Source organism: Pantoea sp. OVA07A, from assembly GCF_019969975.1.
Classification (GTDB): Bacteria; Pseudomonadota; Gammaproteobacteria; order Enterobacterales; family Enterobacteriaceae; genus Pantoea; species Pantoea agglomerans.
Window position 1 is genome coordinate 881,132 of the sequence record NZ_JAHXYM010000001.1, and the last position, 23,241, is coordinate 904,372.

Genomic DNA, 23,241 nt, shown 5'->3' on the forward strand with positions numbered 1-23,241 from the left:
AATTGCAACGCTCTGCACCCGGCTCCCGTGTCGGCCTGAAACGGCTTCCACGCAGATTGATGAGTGCTATTGCTCTGCACTCATCGGCCGGCCATCTGGTCGTTAACCGGCCTTCGTCGGCTTCTCCCCACCTGCCGTCACGGTCAGCGCGTCAGCGGCTCCCCGTTTTCAGTCACCTGCAGCGTTTGTGGATGTTTCGCTGTAGTGGTTTCAAACCCACCACGGGCGGCAAAAACAGAACAGCCAATGGCTGCCACGAGTGTCAGTAAGATTGAGGTTTTCACGAAACGCGCCTTAATTTTCTTCGCTACAGGATAAAGCGTGAAAGCCTGGCACATAATCAGATGGGGGGAAAGGAAAGTGCAGAATTTCTCTGTCTGGAAGCCCATGTCCGGGAAGTCTGTTTACTGATTGAGCGGCCTTGCCTGGTTACCCCAGTACTTTCAATGCCAGCGCCAGCGTCTTTTCTTCGTTAGTCACATCGCTGACCTTACCTGCCACCCGCAATCCAAAAGCAATACAGAGAATTAAACCGGCTGCCGCCTCGCTGTCCAGCGTGTTATCGATAGATCCATCCTGTTGTCCCAGCTCCAGCAGCGAGACCAGGAAGCGTTGATTACGCTGAACGACCTCATCAATGCGCTGCGCGAGTGGCTGATCCATCGTCTGCAGCGCAATCGCGCTGGAGACGACCAGACAGCCGCAACGCCCTTCTGTGGCACGTGCCGAATCCAGGTAGAATTGCAATAGCTCGGTTATTTTCCCCCGCCCGCTGGCACAGGGTGCCAGACGACGGTGCAACTCACTATTTCTCAGCAACAGATAGCGTTCGAATACCAGCAGGAAGAGCGAGCGCTTATCTTTAAACGCCTTATAGATGCTGCCTGCGGAGAGATGCATCGCCTCACCCAGATCGTTCATTGAGGCCGCATGATACCCTTTTTGCCGGAAAACGATCATGGCGTGATCCAGAGCCTGTTCGATCCCGAACTCTCTGGGGCGTCCCCGCTCTTTGTTTTTATACGTTGTGGCTGTCGTGGTCATTGTTACCGGCCTGGGGAGGTGTGTTGCTGTCAAAATCAATGGCGATTCTATCCCAGGCGCGGGTAACAAGCCAGGCCGTCCGTCGCCCGTCACGCGCAGACGGCCCGTTATTTCCCGGACGCGTTAATATGATTCGCCGCTGTCTGACCAGCCGCCGTCTGGTCTGCGGTGCAAGCCGGACGCGATTCATTCAGATAAGGATGTTGTCTCTGTGCGGTCTTTTTCCCGCTGCTGGCTGCGCTTCAGCGCGTTTATTTTTAACAGCCATAACGTAAATTGCTTAATAAGCAGGCTGGCGTGGTTTTCATTGTCAGCAAAACAGAGAAAGAGTCGGGTTTTTATATTGCTGTTATCGTCGATCGCATAAATCTCATATTCGTCATGATGGCGGGATTTTATGATTGCTGTGAAATGTATTGCGGGCCAGAGCATCACTCTGGCTTCAAACTGCCTGAAATCCATTATATTTACCTGGTAATTTGCTTAAATTACCCGATGAAAAACTACTCATCGGGTCAGGCAAAGCATAACTTCCTGCTACTTTAATCGCGTGATAAAAAAAGCTTTTAGCAGAGGCCGCGGTTTCAGCAGCAGAGGAACATCGGGTCAGCCTTCACTTAAGCGCAACCACAGGCAGATCGGTTATCCGGGTGGTATAGGCAGGCGACAGCATCTCGCGTTTCATCGACCAGGCTTTGTTGATCCCCTGCCCGGCAAACCACAGCTTCCCGCTGCCGAGCTTGTTGACTGTGTCGATCAGCTTCATCAGCTCTTCGCTATTGCGGCGTGGCTGATGTTCGTCAAACAGATCAAACTGAGCCACGCCCTGGCTGAAAAAATCCCCCAGCACGATGCCGGCCTTCATATAGCGATGTCCCTCAATCCAGATGTTATCCAGGCACGCCATTGCAACTCTGATGATGTCGCGTGTGTCCTGCGTCGGAATCAGCAGTTGCTCCATCGACTGATTGCCATAAAAGGGTTCGTCAGTCGCATGCGGACTGGTGCGTACAAATACCCCTACCTGACGACAATATTGATTCTCACGGCGCAGCTTCTCCGCCGCGCGCTCGGCATACGCGCAGACAGCCTCGCGCATCTGATCGTAGTCGGAGATACGGCTGCCAAATGAGCGCGAACACATGATTTGCTGTTTTACCGGCGTCACTGACTCCAACTCCAGACAGGATTCGCCACGCAGCTCTCTGACAGTGCGCTCCAGCACGACGCTGAACTGTTTGCGGATGGCCTCGGTGCTTTGACCGGCCAGATCTTTTGCCGTCATAACGCCCATAGCGTTGAGCCGTTTGCCGATCCGATGACCCACGCCCCAGACTTCCGCCACATCAATCAGCGCCAGCAGCTTTTTTTGTCGTTCAGGGTTCGACAGGTCGACAATGCCGCCGGTTTTGCTCCACTTTTTGGCCGCAAAATTCGCCAGCTTGGCCAGCGTTTTGGTCTGTGCAATGCCGACGCCCACGGTCAGATGGGTCTCTTTGCCTATTCGTTCTCTGACCTGATGACCAAAGGTCTCCAGCGCCATACAGTTCTGCACGCCGGTGAGATCCATAAAGGCCTCGTCGATCGAGTAGATCTCCACCGACGGCGCCATCTCTTCCAGTATGGTCATCACCCGATGGCTCATGTCAGCGTAGAGCGCATAATTTGAGCTGAAGACCTGCACCGCGTGACGCGTTAGTTCTTCACGCATCTTAAAATAGGGCGCGCCCATTTTGATGCCGACTTTCTTTGCCTCGGCGCTGCGCGCAATCACGCAGCCGTCGTTGTTCGACAGCACTACTACCGGTTTACCTTTAAGATCAGGCCGGAAAACGGTCTCACACGACGCGTAAAAGCTGTTTACGTCGACCAGCGCGAACATGGTCAGTGGGTCGCTTTAATAACAAAGGTCACAACGCCAAACACCTCCAGCGCATCTTCGGTCTGGATAGCGATCGGTTTAAATTTGGTATTCATCGGCATCAGTTGCAGACAGGGATGAAGCTGGAGACGTTTAACGGTGAATTCACCTTCGACCGCGGCGACCACAATATCGCCGTGTGAGGCGGTGAGTGAACTGTCGACCACCAGCATGTCACCATCATTGATGCCCGCCTCAATCATTGACTCGCCGCTGACCCGGACAAAATAGGTGGCGCTGGGGTGCTGGACCATCAGCGCATTGAGATCAATACGTTGTTCGACATAATCCTGCGCCGGGGATGGAAACCCGCACGGCACACGTTCGATATATAGCGGTAAAGGCATAACGGCACGAATGTCCGCAGGTTTAATGAATTCCATAATTTCGCTCCTTTTTCAGATTGCTGTATATAAACACAGTAATAGCTAATCCCCCTTTTAATCAAGTGACATGGAACATCTTTAAGCGAAAGGGTTGATGGTAATGCACTTTTTTTTAAACGTTTTTTCGCATTGCCGTCAGAATAAGCAGAAACGGGTTACTTTAGCCGCATCGCCGGAATAGCGTCGATTTCCTCTTACAGTAAAGAATCTTATAAATTCACCGGCTGATTATTTTTACTTAAGGAAAATCTGACAACGCTTCTCTGGCATTCGGAGAGGTTTGAATATTACGGGCGGGCTGGTTATTCTGCTTTTTTAAGCATGGAGGGATTATGGCAGACGACGATCGAATCAAACATCTTGAAGAGGCAGTTGCGCAGTTAAGGGTTGAGACTACGGTATTAAAAGCGATACTCGGTCAGCAAATTGCGCTGAATAATCTCAATTACAAAGGGAAGTTTGACGATGTACTGGCGGCGCTGGCGAAAGAGTATGCCGAACGCGGTCTGGAAGAGGGCAATAACCAGGCTATCCATGATGCCCTACGTCAGTATATTAAATATGAGCCACCCGCAATGGAATAAGCGGATTTTCCGGCAGCGTCCGATTGCCGGACTTTATCGGCTCCTGAACGCTGCCACCGCCCTGTCCTGCACCGCCTCCGCATAAGCCTCAGACGATACCGGTTAGTGTTTACACCTCGCTGTCACTCTCCAGCGCATCCTGAATAGCGTCGGCCAGATTAGCAACTTCATTCGCCACGGCCTGCAGATCCCAGGCGGTTTTTGAGCCGGTTGCAGAGGTGGAGGCGCTGACGGACTCCTTTGCCACTGACAGAGCAGCAGCCACGGCGACCGAACGTTTATGTTGTTCCTGAGTCATGCCCGCAGGCGGAATTGCGAAATAGTCGTGAACCATGATCATTTCCTTGTGATAAATAAGGGGTCAACCTTAGCCTTCTGCATCAGGCGTGGGAAGTGAATTATGCGGCATGGCCTGTCAGACGGCCAGGATTGCAGCAGCACAATCGCACCCGCCACTTTTCCAGCGTTGAAACCTGTACAACTTTGGCTGAAATCTGCGGAAAAAAGCGGTTTTAACGCGTTGATGTGTCGTCAGCACAATCCCCAGCCTGCTGGTCTGAAAATCGCCACCCCTCTGAAAACCTCACCAACTCACTGTATTTATTCAATTAACCATCGAAAACCTCTTTTTTCACTTTAAACATGCTTTTTATATACACCACCGACCAGTTAAATTTTGTCAAATTTCATTGTACAACTTTGCGATTCTTGTATAACTTTGTCTCGTGATGTTAAATCACTTGTAACGAAAGGTGCTTTGCACCGCATCTGAAGGTGTTGTGGATTTCCACCTTCAGATGCATTTTTTTTTGCGTCAGCCGGTGACCGGATCTGAATCGACGCGTTCTTCCCCCCATTTCTTATGAGGCCTGACATGCAAACAACGATGAATACAGAGTCTCAGATTTCTGATTACTTCATGAACTCTGGCACAGCGCTGACCACTGAAAAACAGGTTATCGCCGCAGTCCATGCCGAACTTGCCCATGCGAAAACCCATGTCTCCGATAAAGACATTGTGCTGGGCCTGATTCACCGCCTGGAGAGTGAGCGTGACGTGGTTAAGCAGGATATTTACCGTCAGGCGCTTGAACATGTTCTGCAGCGCGCTTCGGCGACCAGCGACAGCTAAAAATCTGTGTCTGTTATGAGGGAACGCGAATTAGCATGGATGCTTTTCCCGTCCGGAATCAGCCCCTGTTATGGGGCTTTTTTTATTTCTCCTGCTCTGAATCACTTGTCCCCTTCACACCGCTAAGATTGCCTGCCCCACCGGACCAGATATAGCTCCGGAAAACACCGTTTTCGCCATTTATTCAACCTGAAATTCCGGTTAATTGCTGTCGTTTCGCTTTATTTATCCGATATCTGTGTCCAGGCTTTTTCTGCATCCACTGCAAACACAGACGAGGAAAATAATCATGTTTCATCATTCATCAAAACTTCAATTCCCGGTTCGTGTAGAGAAACCCGATCCAGAATTTGCCATGCTGCTCCAGCAGGCCATCGGCGGCGTCGAAGGTGAGATTCGTGTAGCGATGCAATACTTTTTCCAGGCGATGGGCGCGCGCGGTGATGTGCGGATTCGTGATCTGCTGATCTCGACCGCTACCGAAGAGCTGAGCCATATCGAAATGCTGGGCTACGCCGTGGCGCTTAACCTTGAAGGCGCCCCGCTCTCTTACCAGGAAGCGTCAGCGAAAGATCCGGTGGTTAATGCGATTCTGGGCGGAATGAACCCGCGCCATATCCTCTCTTCCGGTCTGGCAGCAATGCCGGTTAACGCCAACGGCATGCCTTTTGATATGGGTCATATCTATGCGTCCGGCAACGTGGCGGCCGATATGCTGGCTAACGTCACCGCAGAAGCCACCGGCCGCGTACTGGCGACCCGCCTCTACAACATGACGGAAGACAAGGGCATGAAGGACTTCCTCTCCTTCCTGATCGCCCGTGACACCATGCACCAGCAGCAGTGGCTGGCGGTGATCGAAGAGATGGGCGGACTGAACGCGTCGCTGCCGATCCCGAACAGCTTCCCGCAGGAGCATGAGGCGCAGGAGCACTCTTACTACTGTCTGAATACTTCGCTGGATAAACCGCTGCCGGAAGGTCGCTGGAGCAGTGGCCCGGCTTACGATGGCCATGGTCAGTTCAGCGCGAAACAGCAGCCAGAGATTCTGGGTGATGAGCCGCTGCTCGGCAATGCGCGTCCCGGTTCTGGTGCGCAGTCTGAGCAGATTGACGGCGTCACACCACCGAAACTGTAATGACTCGCCTGTCAGGGTTTGATGCCCTGACAGGCTTGTCCCACCTTTTGACGGAGGAATAGTCATGTCATCCACTCAGCGTCCACAACCCCCTTTTGCAGAGCAGCAGCAGACCTGGCCTGGCACTACCGCGGCTATGCAGCCTCAGCCCGATCACGGCGAAGAGAGTTATCAGGGTTCAGGCCGTCTGGCGGGTAAAAAAGCCATTATTACCGGTGGCGATTCCGGCATTGGCCGGGCTGTCGCCATTGCCTTTGCCCGGGAAGGGGCCGATGTCCTGATCTCCTATCTTGATGAACATGAGGATGCGCAGGATACCGCCCGGCTGGTTGAAGAAGCGGGACAGAAAGCGGTTCTGGTGCCTGGCGATATTACTGAGGCGTCACACTGCAACGCCCTGGTCGATAAAGCCGTCGAAGCCTTTGGTGAGATTAATATTCTGGTGAACAACGCGGCGTATCAGATGACGCGCGAATCGCTGGATGAGATCAGCGACGAAGAGTTTGACCGGACCATGAAGACCAACCTTTACGCGATGTTTTACATCACTAAAGCGGCAACACGGCATATGCCTGCTGGTGGATCGATCATTAATACGGCCTCGATCAATGCTGACCAGCCGAAACCGAAGCTGCTCGCCTACTCCGCCACCAAAGCCGCCATCGTTAATTTCTCTGGCGGCCTGGCAGCCTTACTGGCTGAAAAAGGTATCCGTGCCAATGCGGTCGCACCTGGCCCCATCTGGACGCCACTGATCCCGTCGACCATGCCGGTTGAACAGGTGAAGAACTTTGGCAGCGAAGTGCCGCTGCAGCGTGCCGGTCAGCCTGCTGAACTGGCGCCAACCTATGTGATGCTGGCCAGTGACGAAGCCAGCTACATTTCAGGTGCGACCATCGCCGTGACGGGCGGTGTGGCCATTATTTAACGTTCGCCGATTCCCTGGTCGCCTCGGCCAGGGGATTAGCTATTAGCTTCTGTGTTATCCCCCACTGGTAGAGTTGTTCCCGCGCCAGATTCTTCATTTTCACTTCGCACATGATATCGAAATCCTGAAACGACAGTGCCCATGCATTCAGCGTCGGGTTAAAGAAGTAGTCAGAGTGCGCCCGCAGCTTGCTTTTGCTCACGCCCAGCTGCTGCTGATCGGGCCAGCCCTCCTGCGGAATCATCCCCTCCTGCGAAATCGAATAGTGCAGCACCGGCCGCACGCCGCGCCACGAATCGATCACTCTGGCAACACGCGCGTCATCCGGCTGAATAAACTCACTCTCTTTTACCCAGTGATGGTGAATATCCAGCACCACCGGACAGAGCGGTGCTGCCTGCAGCACGTCATCCAGCGAGCAGGAGATCTCATCATTCTCCACCGTCAGCATCCGCCGCGCTTCCGGGCTGAGCTGATTAAACGACCGTTTGAAGCCGTCGAATCCCGCCTTGCCATTCATATGAATGTTGATTTTAAAATCCTGAAAGGTCTTGCCATATCCCATCAGACAGGCGCAGAGCGTGTGATACTCCACATCCTCCAGCGCGCGCACCACCACATCGGGATTATCGGAGGCGAGCACGGTATATTGTCCTGGATGGAATGAGAGACGGATGTGATGCGCCCGCGCCAGCTCGCCACAGCGGGCAAAGAGCGGATAGAGTTCAGGCAGAAATTCGGTGAACAGTGGCGTGGCCTCGGGAACCGTATAGAGCGGTAACAGATCGCTGCCAATACGCATCATCCTGAGTGGCTCAGGTAAGGTGGCCAGATGCTCAAGCGTCAGGTAGAGATTGTTGAGGTTGGTGACGGTAATCTCATAGATCAGCTGATTGCGTTCATCGTGCGATAAACTCAGAAACCGTTTACGGGTGGTGGCGCGAAGCGGGAAAAACTGTTTGCCATCGCTGTTGAGATACTTACATGCAAAGCCTAATTTCATGTCTGCTCCTGATTTATGCTTATCAGAAGTGTAACAGGCCCCTGGCGACCAGCCAGTCGCGGGCCGCAGACTCAGGCTGAATAATTACAGGGAGACTCACTATGCAGGGCCATGAGATCCAGCGCATCGCCATTGAAGCGGCTGAGCGGCTGCCCGCCGCTGAATGCAGCTATCCATTCGGGCCGGAACATCAGGTCTATAAAGTGTGTGGAAAAGTGTTTTTACTGCTGACCGAACTGCGGGGTGTGCCGATTATCACCCTGAAATGCGAGCCGCAGCAGGCGGAGCTGCACCGGGTGATCTATCCCTCGATCACCGCCGGTTATCATATGAATAAACGTCACTGGATCACGGCCTATCCCGGTGACGACCTCTCGCCTGGCTTGATTCAGCAGCTGGTTGAGGATTCGTATCAGCGTGTGGTTAAGGGTATACCCGCCTCGCGCCGCCCGGCCTGGGTGGGATAAACCCCGTGGAGGGGATACGTGTGCACCGGAAAGAAAGTTTGCTTGATAGCAGGCAAGATAAATAGCAGGGCCAGCATTGTTCTGGCACCTGCCGTCATCTCTCAATCAAAGAGAGATCTGGGGATTTTCAACGCCACAGGCACGGGCATAGCGGGCGAGTGTTTCAACTGTGGCTTTATCTGCGCGACGCTCGGTGCGTGACACTGCCGACGGGCTGACACCGAGCGCCTCCGCGACCTGAGCGCTGGTCATTCCGGCGCTTTCCCGCCATTTGGCTAACTGCTCGCGCAGGTGCTCTGCCCGAACTTCTGCCTCGTAATGTTCGCGAACAGCCGGATCAGATAAAATTTCTTTGCGGGCCGTCGTCCACGCAACTGATTTCTTACTCATCGTTTAACATCTCCTCTAAACGGTGCGCCGCTGCCGTCATGACTGCTGCTGGCGTTTTCTTTGTCTCTTTCACAAAAGCTTTCAGGATAAAAATACGTCTGCCTTTCTGGTAAACATACACCGCTCGCCCAATCTCATTGGCCTTCGCCCTGAGCTCAAAAAAACCCGATCCTAACGGTTTGGTATCCGGCTCTCTCAAATCAGTTCCACGGGCAGCCAGTTTATCTATTTGCCGGGCCAGCTTAGCCCGGAGCATCTCTGGCATTGCCTTAATTTCAGTGAGCGCGTCCTTGTGTATCGTTATCTCAAACATAGATCCTCCGTTGGAGTTAAGTTAACTCATGAGTTAACTTAACTCAAGGATCTATATTTCCTCAAACGGGGGAAATGAATCCAGTCGCTATCCTTGCGAAACAGCTCTGATCCGCGGAGCATCTGACACCGGCCCGGCACTCAGTGGTGCAGCATCTCCTCCACGACCTGTGAGTTCATCATCTGGTAAGGATAATAGGTCGGCCAGTTATCCATCTCCGCCAGCAGGGCTTGCTGAGAATCGTTGCCCATAAAGATATGGAAATGGGCAGATTTACGCGGCCCGATGGTGTGGTCGCTGAACTGCACATATTTCGGCGCTTTGCTGCCCGCGTCCTGGCATTCAAACAGGTAGCGCACCCCTTTTTTACCTGAGGCATAGGTCAGGATTTTGTGGCCCGCATACCGGTAGTGGCAGGCGCTGACCTGATCGCCGATGTGAAACTCCATCACGCCATTTTCAATACCGATGGTATCGACGTCGGTGGCGTAGCCTTTGCGGTAATACGCTTTATACTCCTCTGCCGTTTTGCTGTGATCCTGCTGCGCTTTCTTCTGCCAGACCGGGTCCAGCTCCCCGCTTTGCAGCAGCGGATAAACCGACTGCCACAGGCCATCCCAGTCAGCGAGCGGACGATCTTTCACATCGCTGTCAGCAAAAACCCCTTCTGCCGCTTTCTGCTCCAGGGCTGACAGCGGTTTTCCATGTGCATGCGTGCCGTGTGCCAGCGACGGCTGGCTGACTAACAGTGCGCCCAGTAGCCCAATCCATTTACCTGCATGATTCATCAAAGTCTGATACCCCGGTCAACGTTACAAAATGAAATGTTATGATATAACATTTCTAACTTCAACCAAAAGCAGCAAACGCCAGCATTAATTTTATTAATCGGTTAATGCCCTGCATCAGGCAATGAGCGCCTCCTGCGGCGGCAGATTCTGCATCCTCTGAAAGCTCACTTTCCGTATAGCAGGCGCGGGCTGGAACGCCGTTAAGCCAGACGGCACAAGGCATGAATAAGCGAAGCGATAATCCGGATTGAGAGATAAGTGCGCTTTTCTGGCGGACAAAAAAGGCACAGTCGTCACAGTTAAATGCCCGATTTAACCTCAGTATTGTTCAGGTTGTTCTATATTTAGTGTCGTCGAAAGTAAAATAACAGCTGGAGCATGAATTAATGTCGAAAGAAACAGAGAAGAAACCCCTGAGCGAGCGCGCCCCCACCACCGGTCCGGAATCCTCAGAGCCGGGTCTGGGTTCACTGGCACCAAAAGATGGTTCGCATCAGCCCCCAGCCGAACCGACTCCGCCAGGCAAGCAGCCCACCGCCCCAGGCAGCCTGAAAGCGCCTCAGACGCACAACGCCAAACTTGACCAGCTTGAAGCCAGCCGCAAAAACGGCACCGACCGCGCCCTCACCACCAACCAGGGCACACGCATCGCCAACGATCAAAACTCACTGCGTGCCGGTTCGCGCGGTCCGACGCTGCTGGAAGACTTTATTATGCGTGAGAAAATCACGCACTTTGATCATGAGCGTATCCCGGAACGTATTGTTCATGCCCGTGGCTCAGCCGCACATGGCTATTTTCAGCCTTACCGCTCCCTGAAAGATCTGACCAAAGCGCAGTTCCTCAGCGATCCCGAGCAGACCACGCCGGTTTTCGTGCGTTTCTCCACGGTTCAGGGCGGTGCCGGATCGGCTGATACCGTGCGTGACATTCGCGGTTTCGCCGCCAAGTTCTACACCGAAGAGGGTGTCTTTGACCTGGTGGGCAACAACACGCCGGTGTTCTTTATTCAGGATGCGCATAAGTTCCCTGACTTTGTGCATGCCGTTAAGCCGGAACCGCATAACGAAATCCCGCAGGGCCAGAGCGCCCATGACACCTTCTGGGATTACGTCTCTCTGCAGCCGGAAACCATGCACAACGTTATCTGGGCGATGTCTGACCGGGGTATTCCGCGCAGCTATCGCACCATGGAAGGTTTTGGTATTCACACCTTCCGCCTGATTAACGCTGAAGGTAAAGCGACCTTTGTCCGTTTCCACTGGAAGCCGGTGGCCGGTAAAGCGTCGCTGCTGTGGGACGAGTCACAGAAACTGACCGGTCGCGATCCCGATTTCCATCGCCGCGATCTGTGGGAAGCGATTGAAGCGGGTGATTTCCCGGAATATGAACTGGGCCTGCAGCTGATCCCGGAAGAGGATGAGTTCAAATTTGACTTCGATATTCTGGATGCCACCAAGCTGATCCCGGAAGCGCTGGTGCCGGTTGAGATTGTCGGCAAGATGGTACTTAACCGTAACCCGGACAACTTCTTTGCTGAAACCGAGCAGGTGGCGTTCCACCCAGGCCATATCGTGCCGGGCCTCGATTTCTCCAACGATCCGCTGCTGCAGGGTCGTCTGTTCTCCTATACCGATACGCAGATCAGTCGTCTGGGCGGACCGAACTTCCATGAGATCCCGATCAACCGTCCGACCTGCCCGTACCATAACTTCCAGCGTCAGGGCATGCATCGTCAGGATATCGACACCAATCCGGCGAACTACGAGCCGAACTCGATCAACGATAACTGGCCGCGTGAAACTCCACCTGCTGCAGAAGGCGGCGGCTTCGAGAGCTATCAGGAGCGGATTGAGGGCCATAAAGTGCGCGAGCGCAGCCCCTCATTTGGTGAGTACTATGCGCAGCCGCGCCTGTTCTGGCTGAGCCAGACTGAAGTCGAGCAGCAGCACATCATAGGTGCCTACTCGTTTGAACTGAGTAAAGTGGCACGTGCTTATATCCGTGAGCGTGTGGTGGATCATCTGGCACGCATCGATACTAAACTGGCGCAGGGCGTGGCGGATAACCTGGGACTCGCTCTGACGGATGAGCAGCTCAACATTCAGCCGCCTGCGCCGGTGAATGGCCTGACTAAAGATGACAGCCTGAGCCTCTACGCCATTCCGGATGGCGAGATCAAAGGTCGCCAGGTCGCACTGCTGCTCAGTGATGGTGTGAAGGCGGCTGATGTGCTGGCGATTTTGCAGGCGCTGAAAGCGGTGGGTGTTCACGCCAAACTGCTGGCTCCGCATATGGGCCAGGTGCGCGCCGATGATGGTTCGGTGCTGCCGGTCGATGCGACGTTCGCCGGTCTGCCCTCTCTGACCTTTGATGCGGTGATGGTGCCGGATGGCAATATCGATGCCCTGCTGCTGAGCGGCGATGCCCGTTACTTCCTGCTGGAAGCCTACAAGCACCTCAAGGTGATTGGTCTGGTGGGCGAAGCGCGTCGCTTTAAAGCGCAGTTCGGTCTGGAAGATGCGGATCAGGAAGAAGGTATTGTGCAGGGCGACTCGGCGGAAAGCGCGCTGATGTCTGAGTTCACTCAGGCGATGAAAGCGCACCGCGTCTGGTCGCGCAGCCAGAAGGCACAGTCCGTCCCGGCCTGATGTCAGCGGCATGATGCTGCATGCCGCGTCACAAAATAAAAAAACCGCCCTTCGGGGCGGTTTTTTTATCAGAAGGTCTGCCAGTTATCGTTGTCCGCCAGGCGGGCAGGCTGAAGTTTTGGCACGGCAAGGGCTTTCGCCACCGGCGCAGCAGAGAACGCCGCCTGCAGAGTGCCGGTTTTGAATACCGATACCGTTTTGCGCAGGTAGCTCGCCTGCTCTTCCAGTGAGGCGGCGGCAGTCGCGGACTCCTCCACCAGCGCGGCGTTCTGCTGCGTCACACCATCCATTTCCGAGACCGCTTTGCAGACCTGCTCAATGCCACGGGTCTGTTCAGTCGAGGACGCCGCAATCTCTTCGATCAGCTGCGTGACACGACTCACCGACGTCACGATGCTCTCCATCGCGACGCCCGCCTGAGAAGCATGACCGGCACCGGTTTTAATCCGCTCGGCTGAGCGGTCGATCAGTCCCCGGATCTCCTGCGCGGCGCTGGCGCTGCGTCCGGCCAGCGAGCGCACTTCTCCGGCAACCACTGCAAATCCACGACCCTGCTCACCGGCACGCGCGGCTTCAACGGCGGCGTTCAGCGCCAGAATATTGGTCTGGAAGGCAATACTGTCGATAATGGCGATGATACCGGCGATCTGATTCGAGCTTTCGCTGATCTGATCCATGTTGGCGATGACCCGGGCGACAGTCTCACCGCCCTGCAGGGCCGTGGCTGAAGCCTCTTTCGCTACCGTGGTCGCCTGCTGCGCATTGTCTGCATTGAGTTTCACCGTTGAGGTGAGCTGCTCCATACTGGCTGCGGTCTGTTCCAGCGCGGCAGCCTGCTGTTCGGTACGGGAAGAGAGATCGGTGCTGCCCGCAGAGATTTCCGCTGCACCGATAAAGATAGAGCGGGTGGCGTCATCGACCGAGGTAATGGTCACCACCAGCGCATCGCGCATCTGTTGCAGTTCCTGAATCAGCAGGCCCATCTCATTGCGGCCTTCATGCTGAATATCGGAGGTCAGATCGCCGCCCGAAATGGCGCGCATATGGCCGGTCAGCCTGCCCAGTGGGCCAATCAGCAATTTCTGCAGCCCAATCCAGACCGCGACCCCAATCACGCCGGTGATCAGGCCAATAGTCAGCAGCGCCCAGAGCGCATCCGTCAGGCTACGCTGGTTATGCTCCGAGGACGCTTTCATCAGCTGGATGTTCACTGCACGCCAGGCCTCATAGGCACTGTCGAGCTGGTCCTGCGCCGCCTGTGCTTCAAGGTTGCCGTAGCCCGCGTAGTTGCCCTGCTTCAGAAAGGTAATCGAGGCCAGCATGGTGTCACGCATCTGCTGGTAGGCGGTCTGCACCTGCGTCGCCTGGGCTTCACCCTGGCCCTCTTTGCGCGGCAGCGCCTGCCAGGCTTTGAAGTCCGCATCGGCGGCAGCGGCTGACGTTTCAGCCTGCTCCAGCAGCGCAGCCATGGCCGCCAGTGATTTTGGATCCTGCTGATTTTTCAGGAAACGGATTGCCACGCGGTTGATGGTGACGCGGGTTTTAATCAGGGTTTTTACCGCGTCACTCAGGTGCTGCTGCTGCAGCGTAAGCTGCTCTGCCGCCACGAAGTTTTTGTCGGCTTTTGAGACGCCGTTATAGAACAGAAATCCGGTCAGGGTCAGTAACGTCACAAAGACCACCAGAACAGCAGCGATACCGTGAGTGATTTTAAGATTTTTAAGCATGTCCGCAGGCTCATATCAGAGGAGATAAAGCTGTTATCGGCCAGCGCGGCGTTTATCTGAGTGTTGCACCAGAGAAGGTAACAATCCGCAGGATGGAGGGTGCTGTCAGCGCGCCGTTACGCAAAAAAAGCGGTGCGGCTCAGCCTGAACGCATTCGGCGCTTAACAACCGTCCCCGTGCTGTGGTTGAATTCGCCCCTTATCTTTTTTGCACGTGGTTATCATGCATTACATTCAGAGTCTGATGAGTTTTATTGAGGGAAACAGGGTACTTTCGATCAGCTTCAGCCTGTTGCTGCTGATTATGGCCGGGATGGTCACTCACCTGATCTGCAAATTTTTCATCGTCAAAGTGATCAGGAAGGTCTTTTTCAGCGGCCACAAAAAGGGCGTGCCGCTGGATAAAGATGTCCGCCTCTCTCAGAAGCTGTCAAATTTTGTGCCGGTGATTGTGGTCTACAATTTCCTGCAGTTTATGCCGGGCCTGCCTGAAAATCTGAAAGTGGCGATTCAGACCATCTGCGGCATCCTGTTTTTTGTCTATCTGTCGATCTTCTTCAACGAAGTGCTGGAGATTGTTAACAACTCCTATTCGCGCAAATCAAAACGCAAGAATCACTCGATCAAAGGCTATATCCAGATCGGCAAAATTCTGGTGCATATTATCGCCGCGATCATGATTCTGGCGATTATGTCCAACAAGTCACCGGCGATTATCATCTCCTCGCTGGGTGCGGTCGCCGCGGTGCTGATGCTGATTTTCCAGCATACGCTGCTGTCGCTGGTGGCGAATATTCAGCTCTCCTCTAACGATGTGCTGCAACTGGGCGACTGGATTGAGATGCCGGACAGAAATATCAGTGGTGAAGTGATCGATATTGCCCTGCATACCATCACCATCCGCAACTGGGACAACACCATTTCGCGCATCCCGACCAAGAACTTCCTGACCGAGACCTACACCAACTGGCAGGCGATGTTCTCCTCGGGCGCACGCCGCATCATGCGCAGCTTTTATCTTGATCAGAAGTCGATCACCTTTGTGAATCAGGAGATGCTGCAGGCGATGAGCCAGATCCGCCTCGCTGGCGAATCGATCACTGAGCTGCTGGATGGACGTGATATCAATGCCGTGGGCGACCGCTGGTTTATGGAGAACGGCATCACCAATCTGATGGTGTTCCGTAAATACCTGACCGCCTGGCTGGCGCAGCGTGACGACATTCAGAAAGAGATGTATATCGTGGTGCGACCGCTGAAACCGTCACCGGATGGATTGCCGGTGGAGATCTACTGCTTCACCTCCTCTATTTTCTGGGCCGATTATGAAAATACTCAGGCAGCGATTTTTGAGTATATCTACGCGATGGCCCGCCACTTTGAGCTGCAGATTTATCAGCATCCGGCAGGATCCGATTTTGCCCGTCTGGCTCAGCCGCGCCCCGACAGCCGGGACGCACAGCAGAGCGGCGGGCAGTAACCAGAATGCGCGGTGGCGATCTGCCGCCGCCGTGATTCACGTTTGCTCAGCGCATTAACTTTTACTCAGCGCATAGTTCAGCACTTTGTCATTTTTCATCTGCACGGTCAGCGTCTGCCCTTCGGTGGTATTCAGGGTGCGCGCCTCGCTGTAGGTCCACTTCAGCAACCGCTGCCCGTCCGGGTAAGGCGTTTCACTGTCAGGCTGACCGAACAGCGCGATCAGCTGGGCTTTGGTGGTCTGACCGGCATGAATTTGCTGCAGATTACTGCTGTCCAGCCTGTGTCCGACCCGGTTAGAACAGGCGGAGACCAGCAACAACAACGCGGCTAACAGAACTCTTTTCCTCACGTAACATCCTTCTGAAGTGTTCAGCGCCGCAGGTCATCCGGAGCGACCTGCGCCATCGCGCATAAGCTTATAGCGAATCGGCGCCATCCGGCAGGCTTTTCTGCGCCTGGTTCCTGCTTTCGCCCCGCCGGATGCAGATTCACAGCAATTAACGCAAATTAATGCCTCTCCACCTCCCGCCGCCCTGCGATTGCAACATCTTAGTCTATGATTACTCTCTGTATGCCGCGTGGAAGCGGTCTCACGGCCCGTTTTCCGCCACACCACGCTGAATACCAGTCCGGCTTTCTGACTGAAGAGACGCGCCAGCCCACCTGGCCTCCTGGTCTCGCTGATAGCTTTAAGATTTTTTGACGCTTGCGTCATCGACATCCTTTTCGTGCGGTGGCCACCATCGCGCATTTCCAGGCTAAATGAGGCAACTGAATGGAATCCAAATCTTTTTTTAAAAGTTGGGGCGCTGAACGGGTTGCCAGCGACGAGGTGCGTTTCCGCCTCTGGGCAACCGGTCAGCAACGCGTGACGCTGCGGCTCTCCGGTAAAGACATTGAGATGACGCCGCAGGCTGACGGCTGGTTTGAAACTCAGGTCGCTGGTGTGGCAGCCAATGCCGAATATGATTATGTGCTGGCCGATGGTACAGCGGTGCCCGATCCCGCCGCCCGCGCTCAGAAAGCAGAGGTCAATGGCCCGTCGCTGGTGATCGATCCTGACGCTTATCAGTGGCAGAACACGAGCTGGAAGGGTCGTCCATGGCAGGAGTCGGTGGTCTATGAACTGCACATCGGCACCTTTACGCCTGAGGGCACCTTCCGGGCGGCGATTGAGAAGCTGCCAACGCTGGCTGAAACCGGCATTACCATGATTGAAGTGCTGCCGGTGTCGCAGTTCGGCGGTAATCGCGGCTGGGGCTACGATGGCGTGCTGCTCTATGCACCGCATGCCGCCTACGGTACACCCGATGATTTTAAAGCCTTTATTGACGCAGCACACGGCCACGGTCTGTCGGTAGTGCTGGATATCGTGCTGAACCACTTCGGCCCGGAGGGCAACTATCTGCCGCTGCTCTCACCAGACTTCTTCCACAAAGAGCGCCAGACGCCGTGGGGCGCCGGTATCGCCTATGACGTTGATGCGGTGCGCCGCTATATCGTGGAAGCGCCGCTCTACTGGCTGCAGGAGTTTAATCTGGATGGCCTGCGCTTTGACGCCATCGATCAGATTGACGATCCCAGCGACAAGCATGTGCTGATTGACATTGCTGAGCGCATCCGCGCCACGATTACCGACCGCCCTATTCATCTGACTACCGAAGATTGCCGTAACGTCACCTTCCTGCATCCGCGTGACGAAAACGGGGACGCTCCGCTGTTTACCGGCGAATGGAACGATGACTTCCACAACGCCGTGCATGTGCTGGCAACCGGTGAAAGCCACGCCTATTACCAGGATTTCGCCGACCAGCCGGAACAGCGGGTAGCGCGGGCGCTGGCAGAAGGCTTTGTCTATCAGGGCGAAGTCTCGCCGCAGTCGGGCGAGCCACGCGGCGTGAAAAGCAGCAGCCAGCCGCCGGTCGCCTTTGTCGACTTCATCCAGAACCATGACCAGACGGGCAACCGTGCGCAGGGCGAAAGGCTCATCAGCCTGGCCGGCGCAGAGCGCACCCAGGTGCTGCTGGCGATGTTACTGGTCTCGCCTCATATTCCGCTGCTGTTTATGGGTGAAGAGTATGGCGAAACCCGGCCGTTCCTGTTCTTCACCGATTTCCACGGCGATCTGGCCAAAGCGGTGCGTGAAGGTCGCGCCAGAGAGTTTGAAGGCCATGCCGGTCACGGCGAAACCGTGCCGGATCCTAACGATGTCACCACCTTTGAACAGTCGAAGCTTAACTGGCAGCGAACAGAAACGCCGGAAGGTCAGCAGTGGCTGGCGCTGACGCGTCAGCTGCTGGCCCTGCGTCAGCAACATATCGTGCCGCTGCTGCAGACCGCCGGTGGCGATGCAGGTCAGGTGGTGAAAACGGCGGAAGGTTTCCTCGCGGTGCGCTGGGACTTCCCGCAGGGCACGCTGTCACTGGCGCTGAACGTCGGCAACAGCACACAGCCGATCCCCGATCTGCCCGGCGAAACGCTGTTTGCCTGGCCGCAGGCCGCCAGCGAACTGATTCCCAACGCTATCGTGGTTCGCCTGGCTAAGAGAGAAGCAGAATGAATATTCCAACCGCAACGTACCGCATTCAGTTCCGCAACGGCATGACGTTTGACCGTGCGGCGGCGCTGGTGCCCTACCTGAAACAGCTGGGTATCAGCCATCTTTACGCGTCACCGATCTTCAGCGCTACTGCTGAATCGACCCACGGCTATGACGTGACCGACGTTAACCAGATCGAGCCGTCGATTGGCGGCCGTGAAGGATTTGATCGCATGGCTGCTGCGCTGAAAGCGGCCGGGCTGGGGCTGATCCTCGACATCGTGCCTAACCATATGGCCGCCTCGCTGGAGAACCCGTGGTGGCGCGACGTCATTGAGCATGGCGAAAAGAGCCGCTATGCGCATTACTTCGATATCGACTGGTCACGCCGCCTGACGCTGCCGTTCCTCGGTGACACCTTTGAGGCGGTGCTGGCCAACGGCGAGATCAGCGTGAAGCGCGATCCGCAGACCGGCAAACCGGCGCTGGCCTACTTCGACAATTTCTATCCGCTGGCACCTGATACCTGGCAGGATCGGGAAGAAGCGGTACTCGCCCTCCGCGACGCGGCGGAGATTGCTGAACTGCATGACCAGCAGCCGTGGCGGCTGATGTCCTGGCGCGATGCGCCCAACGATCTCTCCTACCGTCGCTTCTTTGAAGTGACCGGTCTGGTGGGCGTGCGCGTGGAGGACAAAGCGGTCTTTGATGCCGCACATCAGCTGATCCTGGAACTGGTTCACAGCGGTGCGGTGCAGGGCTTACGCGTCGACCACGTGGATGGCCTGGCCGATCCGCACGGCTATCTGGAACAGTTACGCCAGGCTGCAGGTCCCGACTGCTATCTCACCGTGGAGAAAATCCTGGGTGACAATGAACAGCTGCCTGATGCATGGCCGGTTTCCGGCACCACCGGATATGAATTTATGGCCGCGCTCGCCAATATGCTGGTCGACAGCGATCAGCTGAGTGGACTGCGCAAAGCGTATCAGGCCGTCATCGGTAAAACCGTTGATATGAAAGCGGAGCTGCGCGCCGCCAAACTGCTGATGGCAAACCGCAATTTTGCCGGTGAATTTAACCGGTTACTGCAGCTGGCACTGAAGATTGCCGACGCAGAAGGCACGCCACAGCCGGAAGCGGAACTGAAGAATGCGCTGCGTGAACTGCTGGTGGCTTTCCCGGTCTATCGCACCTATGGTACGCCGCAGGGCCTGACCCCAGCCGACACCGCGCTGTTGCAACAGGTCGTCAGCGAGGTCAAAGCCAGTGCCCATGCGCCCGACAGTCAGGCGCTTGATTTCCTGACCCATATTCTGCGCGCAGAGGTTGCCGACTCCGCTCGCGACGATGCCACGCAATTCCGCACCCGCTTCCAGCAGCTGACCGGACCGCTGATGGCGAAATCGGTGGAAGATACCCTCTTCTTCCGTCAGCACATGGCGCTGGCGCTGAATGAAGTCGGCGCTGAACCGCTGGCGCGCCACTTCTCGCTGGATCAGTTTCACGCTGAAATGCAGGCGCGGCGCGAACATCAGCCCGATGCGCTGTCGGGCACCTCTACGCACGACACCAAGCGCGGTGAAGATGCACGTGCGCGACTCTATACCCTTACCGAAGCGCCGCAACGCTGGGCGGAATGCGTCAACCGCTGGCGGGAGATGAACCACGATCAGGTCGTACGTCTGAAAGATGGTCCGGCACCCGAACCGGCCGTGGAATGGATGCTGTATGAAGCGCTGGCGGGCGTCTGGCCAACCACCCTGCAGCCGCAGGATGCGGAAGGCTTGGCGGCGCTGGAAGCCCGCTTTGTGGTCTATGTGGAAAAAGCGCTGCGTGAAGCCAAGCTGCGTACCGACTGGGCCAACAACAACGACGCCTATGAGGAGGCGGTGCTGGGCTATGCCCGTCACCTGCTTGCGCCCGCCAACAGCACCTTCCTCAATGACTTCTGCCAGTCGCTGCAACCCTTTATGCGTGCCGGTCTGGTCAACAGTCTGACCCAGACTGTGGTGAAGCTTACGGCGCCTGGCGTACCCGATATTTATCAGGGCAGTGAGGCACTGGACTTCAGCCTGGTCGATCCCGATAACCGCCGCGAACCCGATTTCGACGCGCTGGCGGCGATGCTTAACGCGCCACAGCACGACGGCAGCGAGGCGCACTGGCTGCGCGGTCAGGTCAATCAGCAGGCGATTGTGAAGTTGCTGAGGCTGCGTCAGCAGCAGCCTGCCCTGTTCCGCCACGGTGACTATCTGGCACTGTCGGCAGAGGGCGAGCAGCAGAATAATGTGCTGGCCTTTGCCCGTACCGAACAGGATCAGGCGGTGATAGTGGTTGTGTCACGCCGGGTCTTTAACCCGCTGCCGGAGAATCTCGACCAGCCGCCCGCTGCACGCTGGGCTGACACGGTCATTGCGCTGCCCACCGCACTGGGCCAGCGCCGCTACCAGGATGTGCTGACCGGTAAAACGGTGGCTGCGGGCGACCAGCTGCCGCTTACCGGGCTGGCATCGCAGTGGTGTGCCGTGCTGGTGGCACAGTGAATTCCGGAAAGAACTTTTTTTTATTACGCGTCAATCTGTTCATTGAATAACGAGGCATAAATGTCAAACAGTCAGCGTTTTGAAATTACGGCGGGATACAGCCATTTACTGGGAGCCAACTTTGATGGTCAGGGCGTGAACTTCGCCCTGTTCAGCGCCCACGCCGAGCGGGTTGAACTCTGTCTGTACGATCCCAGCGGTAAAACGGAAATTGCCCGTCTGGAGCTGCCGGAATATACCCATGAAGTATGGCACGGCTATATTCCGGGCCTGCAGCCCGGCGCGCTTTATGGCTATCGCGTTTATGGCCCTTATGACCCGGAAAATGGTCATCGCTTTAACCCGAACAAGCTGCTGCTCGATCCCTACGCCCGTGAACTGGCGGGTGACATCGCGTGGAACGAAGCGCACTTCGCTTACGATCTCTATCATGACGATAAAGATCTGACCTTCGACAGCCGCGACAGCGCGCCGTTTACGCCAAAGTGCCGGGTGATCGATCCCAACGAATTCGACTGGCAGGATAAAAACCGCCCGAATGTGCCGTGGCCGAAAACCGTTATCTATGAAACCCACGTTAAGGGCTTCACGCAGCTCAACACCGCCCTGCCACCTGAAATGCGCGGCACCTTTGACGGCATGAGCCACAAATCGACCGTCGACTACATCAAAAGCCTGGGCATTACCTCGGTCGAACTGCTGCCGGTACACTGGTTCCCGGATGACCAGCACCTGCTGGATAAAGGGCTGAAAAACTTCTGGGGATATAACACGCTGAACTTCTTTGCCCCCGCCACCCGCTACTTCGGGCCGCGCGGCATTCAGGGCTTCCGTGACATGGTGCGAGCCTTCCATGATGCCGGTATTGAGGTGATCCTCGACGTGGTCTACAACCACACCGCCGAGGGGAATGAGCTGGGGCCAACGCTGTCGTTTAAAGGCATCGATAACTTCTCCTATTACCGTACGTTGCCAGACCAGCATCGCTATTACATCAACGACACCGGTACCGGTAATACCGTCAACACCTCGCATCCGCGTGTGCTGCAGATGGTGCTCGATTCGCTGCGTTACTGGTCAGAATCAATGCATATCGACGGCTTCCGTTTCGATCTGGGTACCATTCTCGGCCGCGAGCCTGATGGTTTTGACCCGCGCGGCGGCTTCTTCGATGCCATCATGCAGGACCCGGTCCTGTCGCAGAAAAAGCTGATCGGTGAACCCTGGGATATCGGTCCGGGCGGCTATCAGGTGGGCAGCTTCCCGCCAGGCTGGGCAGAATGGAACGATCAGTATCGCGATACGGTGCGTGACTACTGGAAAGGCAACAACGTCTCCACAGACTTTGCCGCCCGCCTGCTGGGTTCCGGCGATCTCTACGATCAGCACGGTCGTCGTCCATGGGCCAGCGTCAACTTTATCACCGCGCACGATGGCTTCACCCTCAACGATCTGGTGTCGTACAACGACAAACATAACGCGGAGAATGGCGAAGACAACAACGACGGCCACAACGACAACCGCTCCTACAACTACGGGGTTGAAGGCCCGACCGATGATGAAGGCATCAACGCGGTGCGCGAGCGTCAGAAGCGCAACTTCCTCGCCACGCTGATCTTCTCACACGGTACGCCAATGCTGCTGGCGGGCGACGAGTTTGGCCGCAGCCAGATGGGCAACAACAATGGCTACTGCCAGGACAGCGAAATCTCCTGGGTACACTGGGATAACCTGCCGGAATCTGCCGAGGCGCTGCGCGAGTTCACCCGCCAGATCCTGACGTTACGTGCTCAGCAGCCGTTACTGCGCCGTGAAAACTGGCGTGATGGCATGGATATCAAATGGTTTAACGCCGGTGGCGGCTTCCAGCAGGCTGAGCAGTGGGATGAGGGATCAACGCTGGGGGTTTATATCGGCCGACCGGACCTCCAGACCGAGGAAGGCATCTGGCACGACGTCCTGATGCTGTTCAATCCGTTTGAAGGCAATGTACCGTTCCAGATCCCGCAGTTTGGTGAAGGCGGCTGGGTGCTGGAACTGACCACCAGCGACACCGCGAAGCGCGGTCTGGTGATCACCAAAGAGAAGGATTTCGAACTGGAAGGACGCAGCTTCGCCCTGTTCAGACGTCCATAGCCGCTCACCCGGTTAAAAAGCAGTCATCTGGCGCAGCGCATTTCGCGCTGCGCTTGTGTTTCTG

The 23,241-nt window shown here is 55.8% G+C and carries 22 protein-coding genes; 10 read left to right on the top strand and 12 right to left on the bottom strand.

The window, feature by feature from the left end; genetic code table 11:
* Window positions 1–143 precede the first annotated feature (143 nt).
* The 5 genes from LC417_RS04180 to umuD all read right to left on the bottom strand — a co-directional run bounded on the left by LC417_RS04180 (window position 144) and on the right by umuD (window position 3,348).
* Complete coding sequence (locus LC417_RS04180) at window positions 144–284, bottom strand: hypothetical protein (protein ID WP_223565523.1); 141 nt, start codon at window positions 282–284, stop codon at window positions 144–146.
* Between the two features lie 145 nt (window positions 285–429).
* Entirely contained in the window at window positions 430–1,044 is a 615-nt protein-coding gene (locus tag LC417_RS04185; protein ID WP_033771678.1) for a TetR/AcrR family transcriptional regulator, read from the bottom strand.
* A 186-nt stretch (window positions 1,045–1,230) separates the two neighbouring features.
* Complete coding sequence (locus LC417_RS04190) at window positions 1,231–1,506, bottom strand: hypothetical protein (protein ID WP_033771676.1); 276 nt, start codon at window positions 1,504–1,506, stop codon at window positions 1,231–1,233.
* 151 nt (window positions 1,507–1,657) lie between these two features.
* Window positions 1,658–2,926, bottom strand: a complete 1,269-nt coding sequence (umuC, locus tag LC417_RS04195) for a translesion error-prone DNA polymerase V subunit UmuC (RefSeq protein WP_223565524.1) — start codon at window positions 2,924–2,926, stop codon at window positions 1,658–1,660.
* Between the two features lie 2 nt (window positions 2,927–2,928).
* Window positions 2,929–3,348, bottom strand: a complete 420-nt coding sequence (gene umuD / locus LC417_RS04200; RefSeq protein WP_010245460.1) for a translesion error-prone DNA polymerase V autoproteolytic subunit — start codon at window positions 3,346–3,348, stop codon at window positions 2,929–2,931.
* A gap of 335 nt (window positions 3,349–3,683) precedes the next feature.
* On the opposite strand from umuD, the gene LC417_RS04205 reads away from it, so the two are divergent.
* The gene (locus tag LC417_RS04205; protein ID WP_010670062.1) at window positions 3,684–3,935 is read left to right on the top strand and encodes a hypothetical protein; all 252 of its coding nucleotides are present in this window, start codon (window positions 3,684–3,686) and stop codon (window positions 3,933–3,935) included.
* Window positions 3,936–4,044: 109 nt separating this feature from the next.
* Here the strand turns inward: LC417_RS04205 and LC417_RS04210 are convergent, their stop codons facing one another.
* On the bottom strand, window positions 4,045–4,269 hold the full coding sequence (locus LC417_RS04210; RefSeq protein ID WP_010245468.1) for a hypothetical protein: 225 nt from the start codon (window positions 4,267–4,269) through the stop codon (window positions 4,045–4,047).
* A 540-nt stretch (window positions 4,270–4,809) separates the two neighbouring features.
* Between LC417_RS04210 and LC417_RS04215 the strand changes: the two genes are divergently transcribed.
* The 3 genes from LC417_RS04215 (at window position 4,810) to LC417_RS04225 (ending at window position 7,133) form a co-directional block, all read left to right on the top strand.
* The gene (locus tag LC417_RS04215) at window positions 4,810–5,067 is read left to right on the top strand and encodes a biofilm development regulator YmgB/AriR family protein (RefSeq protein ID WP_022625723.1); all 258 of its coding nucleotides are present in this window, start codon (window positions 4,810–4,812) and stop codon (window positions 5,065–5,067) included.
* Between the two features lie 289 nt (window positions 5,068–5,356).
* Window positions 5,357–6,205, top strand: a complete 849-nt coding sequence (locus tag LC417_RS04220; RefSeq protein ID WP_223565525.1) for a manganese catalase family protein — start codon at window positions 5,357–5,359, stop codon at window positions 6,203–6,205.
* A 64-nt stretch (window positions 6,206–6,269) separates the two neighbouring features.
* Window positions 6,270–7,133 (top strand): SDR family oxidoreductase, encoded by an 864-nt coding sequence (locus LC417_RS04225; protein ID WP_033757525.1) that lies wholly within the window; start codon window positions 6,270–6,272, stop codon window positions 7,131–7,133.
* Here LC417_RS04225 and LC417_RS04230 read toward each other — a convergent pair.
* A complete protein-coding gene (locus tag LC417_RS04230; RefSeq protein WP_129062893.1) occupies window positions 7,126–8,136 on the bottom strand; it encodes a UV damage endonuclease UvsE in 1,011 nt (336 codons plus the stop codon). The genes LC417_RS04225 and LC417_RS04230 overlap by 8 nt on opposite strands.
* Window positions 8,137–8,237: 101 nt before the next feature.
* Here LC417_RS04230 and LC417_RS04235 point away from each other — a divergent pair, with 101 nt between their 5' ends.
* Window positions 8,238–8,603 carry an MmcQ/YjbR family DNA-binding protein gene (locus tag LC417_RS04235; protein WP_010245482.1) on the top strand — a complete coding sequence of 122 codons (366 nt, stop codon included), beginning with the start codon at window positions 8,238–8,240 and terminating at the stop codon, window positions 8,601–8,603.
* A 105-nt stretch (window positions 8,604–8,708) separates the two neighbouring features.
* On the opposite strand, the gene LC417_RS04240 is transcribed toward LC417_RS04235, so the two are convergent.
* The 3 genes from LC417_RS04240 to zinT form a co-directional block, all read right to left on the bottom strand.
* On the bottom strand, window positions 8,709–8,993 hold the full coding sequence (locus tag LC417_RS04240) for a helix-turn-helix transcriptional regulator (RefSeq protein WP_010245485.1): 285 nt from the start codon (window positions 8,991–8,993) through the stop codon (window positions 8,709–8,711).
* Window positions 8,986–9,306 carry a type II toxin-antitoxin system RelE/ParE family toxin gene (locus LC417_RS04245; RefSeq protein WP_010245489.1) on the bottom strand — a complete coding sequence of 107 codons (321 nt, stop codon included), beginning with the start codon at window positions 9,304–9,306 and terminating at the stop codon, window positions 8,986–8,988. The genes LC417_RS04240 and LC417_RS04245 overlap by 8 nt, the downstream gene beginning before the upstream one ends.
* A gap of 140 nt (window positions 9,307–9,446) precedes the next feature.
* Window positions 9,447–10,094 (bottom strand): metal-binding protein ZinT, encoded by a 648-nt coding sequence (zinT, locus tag LC417_RS04250; RefSeq protein WP_010245496.1) that lies wholly within the window; start codon window positions 10,092–10,094, stop codon window positions 9,447–9,449.
* A 389-nt stretch (window positions 10,095–10,483) separates the two neighbouring features.
* Here zinT and katE point away from each other — a divergent pair, with 389 nt between their 5' ends.
* The gene (gene katE, locus LC417_RS04255) at window positions 10,484–12,748 is read left to right on the top strand and encodes a catalase HPII (RefSeq protein WP_010245500.1); all 2,265 of its coding nucleotides are present in this window, start codon (window positions 10,484–10,486) and stop codon (window positions 12,746–12,748) included.
* Between the two features lie 68 nt (window positions 12,749–12,816).
* Here katE and LC417_RS04260 read toward each other — a convergent pair whose 3' ends face one another.
* Entirely contained in the window at window positions 12,817–14,475 is a 1,659-nt protein-coding gene (locus LC417_RS04260) for a methyl-accepting chemotaxis protein (RefSeq protein WP_223565526.1), read from the bottom strand.
* A 222-nt stretch (window positions 14,476–14,697) separates the two neighbouring features.
* Here LC417_RS04260 and LC417_RS04265 point away from each other — a divergent pair, with 222 nt between their 5' ends.
* The gene (locus LC417_RS04265; RefSeq protein WP_039391856.1) at window positions 14,698–15,954 is read left to right on the top strand and encodes a mechanosensitive ion channel family protein; all 1,257 of its coding nucleotides are present in this window, start codon (window positions 14,698–14,700) and stop codon (window positions 15,952–15,954) included.
* Between the two features lie 54 nt (window positions 15,955–16,008).
* On the opposite strand, the gene LC417_RS04270 is transcribed toward LC417_RS04265, so the two are convergent.
* The gene (locus tag LC417_RS04270; RefSeq protein ID WP_033767119.1) at window positions 16,009–16,305 is read right to left on the bottom strand and encodes a hypothetical protein; all 297 of its coding nucleotides are present in this window, start codon (window positions 16,303–16,305) and stop codon (window positions 16,009–16,011) included.
* A 426-nt stretch (window positions 16,306–16,731) separates the two neighbouring features.
* Here LC417_RS04270 and treZ point away from each other — a divergent pair, with 426 nt between their 5' ends.
* Genes treZ through glgX form a run of 3 tightly spaced genes read left to right on the top strand, consistent with a single transcriptional unit; the run spans window position 16,732 to window position 23,177 of the window.
* On the top strand, window positions 16,732–18,516 hold the full coding sequence (gene treZ / locus LC417_RS04275) for a malto-oligosyltrehalose trehalohydrolase (protein ID WP_064691270.1): 1,785 nt from the start codon (window positions 16,732–16,734) through the stop codon (window positions 18,514–18,516).
* Window positions 18,513–21,041: a malto-oligosyltrehalose synthase gene (treY, locus tag LC417_RS04280; protein WP_223565527.1), complete on the top strand. Its 2,529-nt coding sequence runs from the start codon at window positions 18,513–18,515 to the stop codon at window positions 21,039–21,041. Before treZ ends, treY begins: the two co-directional genes overlap by 4 nt.
* A gap of 60 nt (window positions 21,042–21,101) precedes the next feature.
* The gene (glgX, locus tag LC417_RS04285) at window positions 21,102–23,177 is read left to right on the top strand and encodes a glycogen debranching protein GlgX (protein ID WP_010245519.1); all 2,076 of its coding nucleotides are present in this window, start codon (window positions 21,102–21,104) and stop codon (window positions 23,175–23,177) included.
* The last annotated feature ends 64 nt before the right edge of the window (window positions 23,178–23,241 follow it).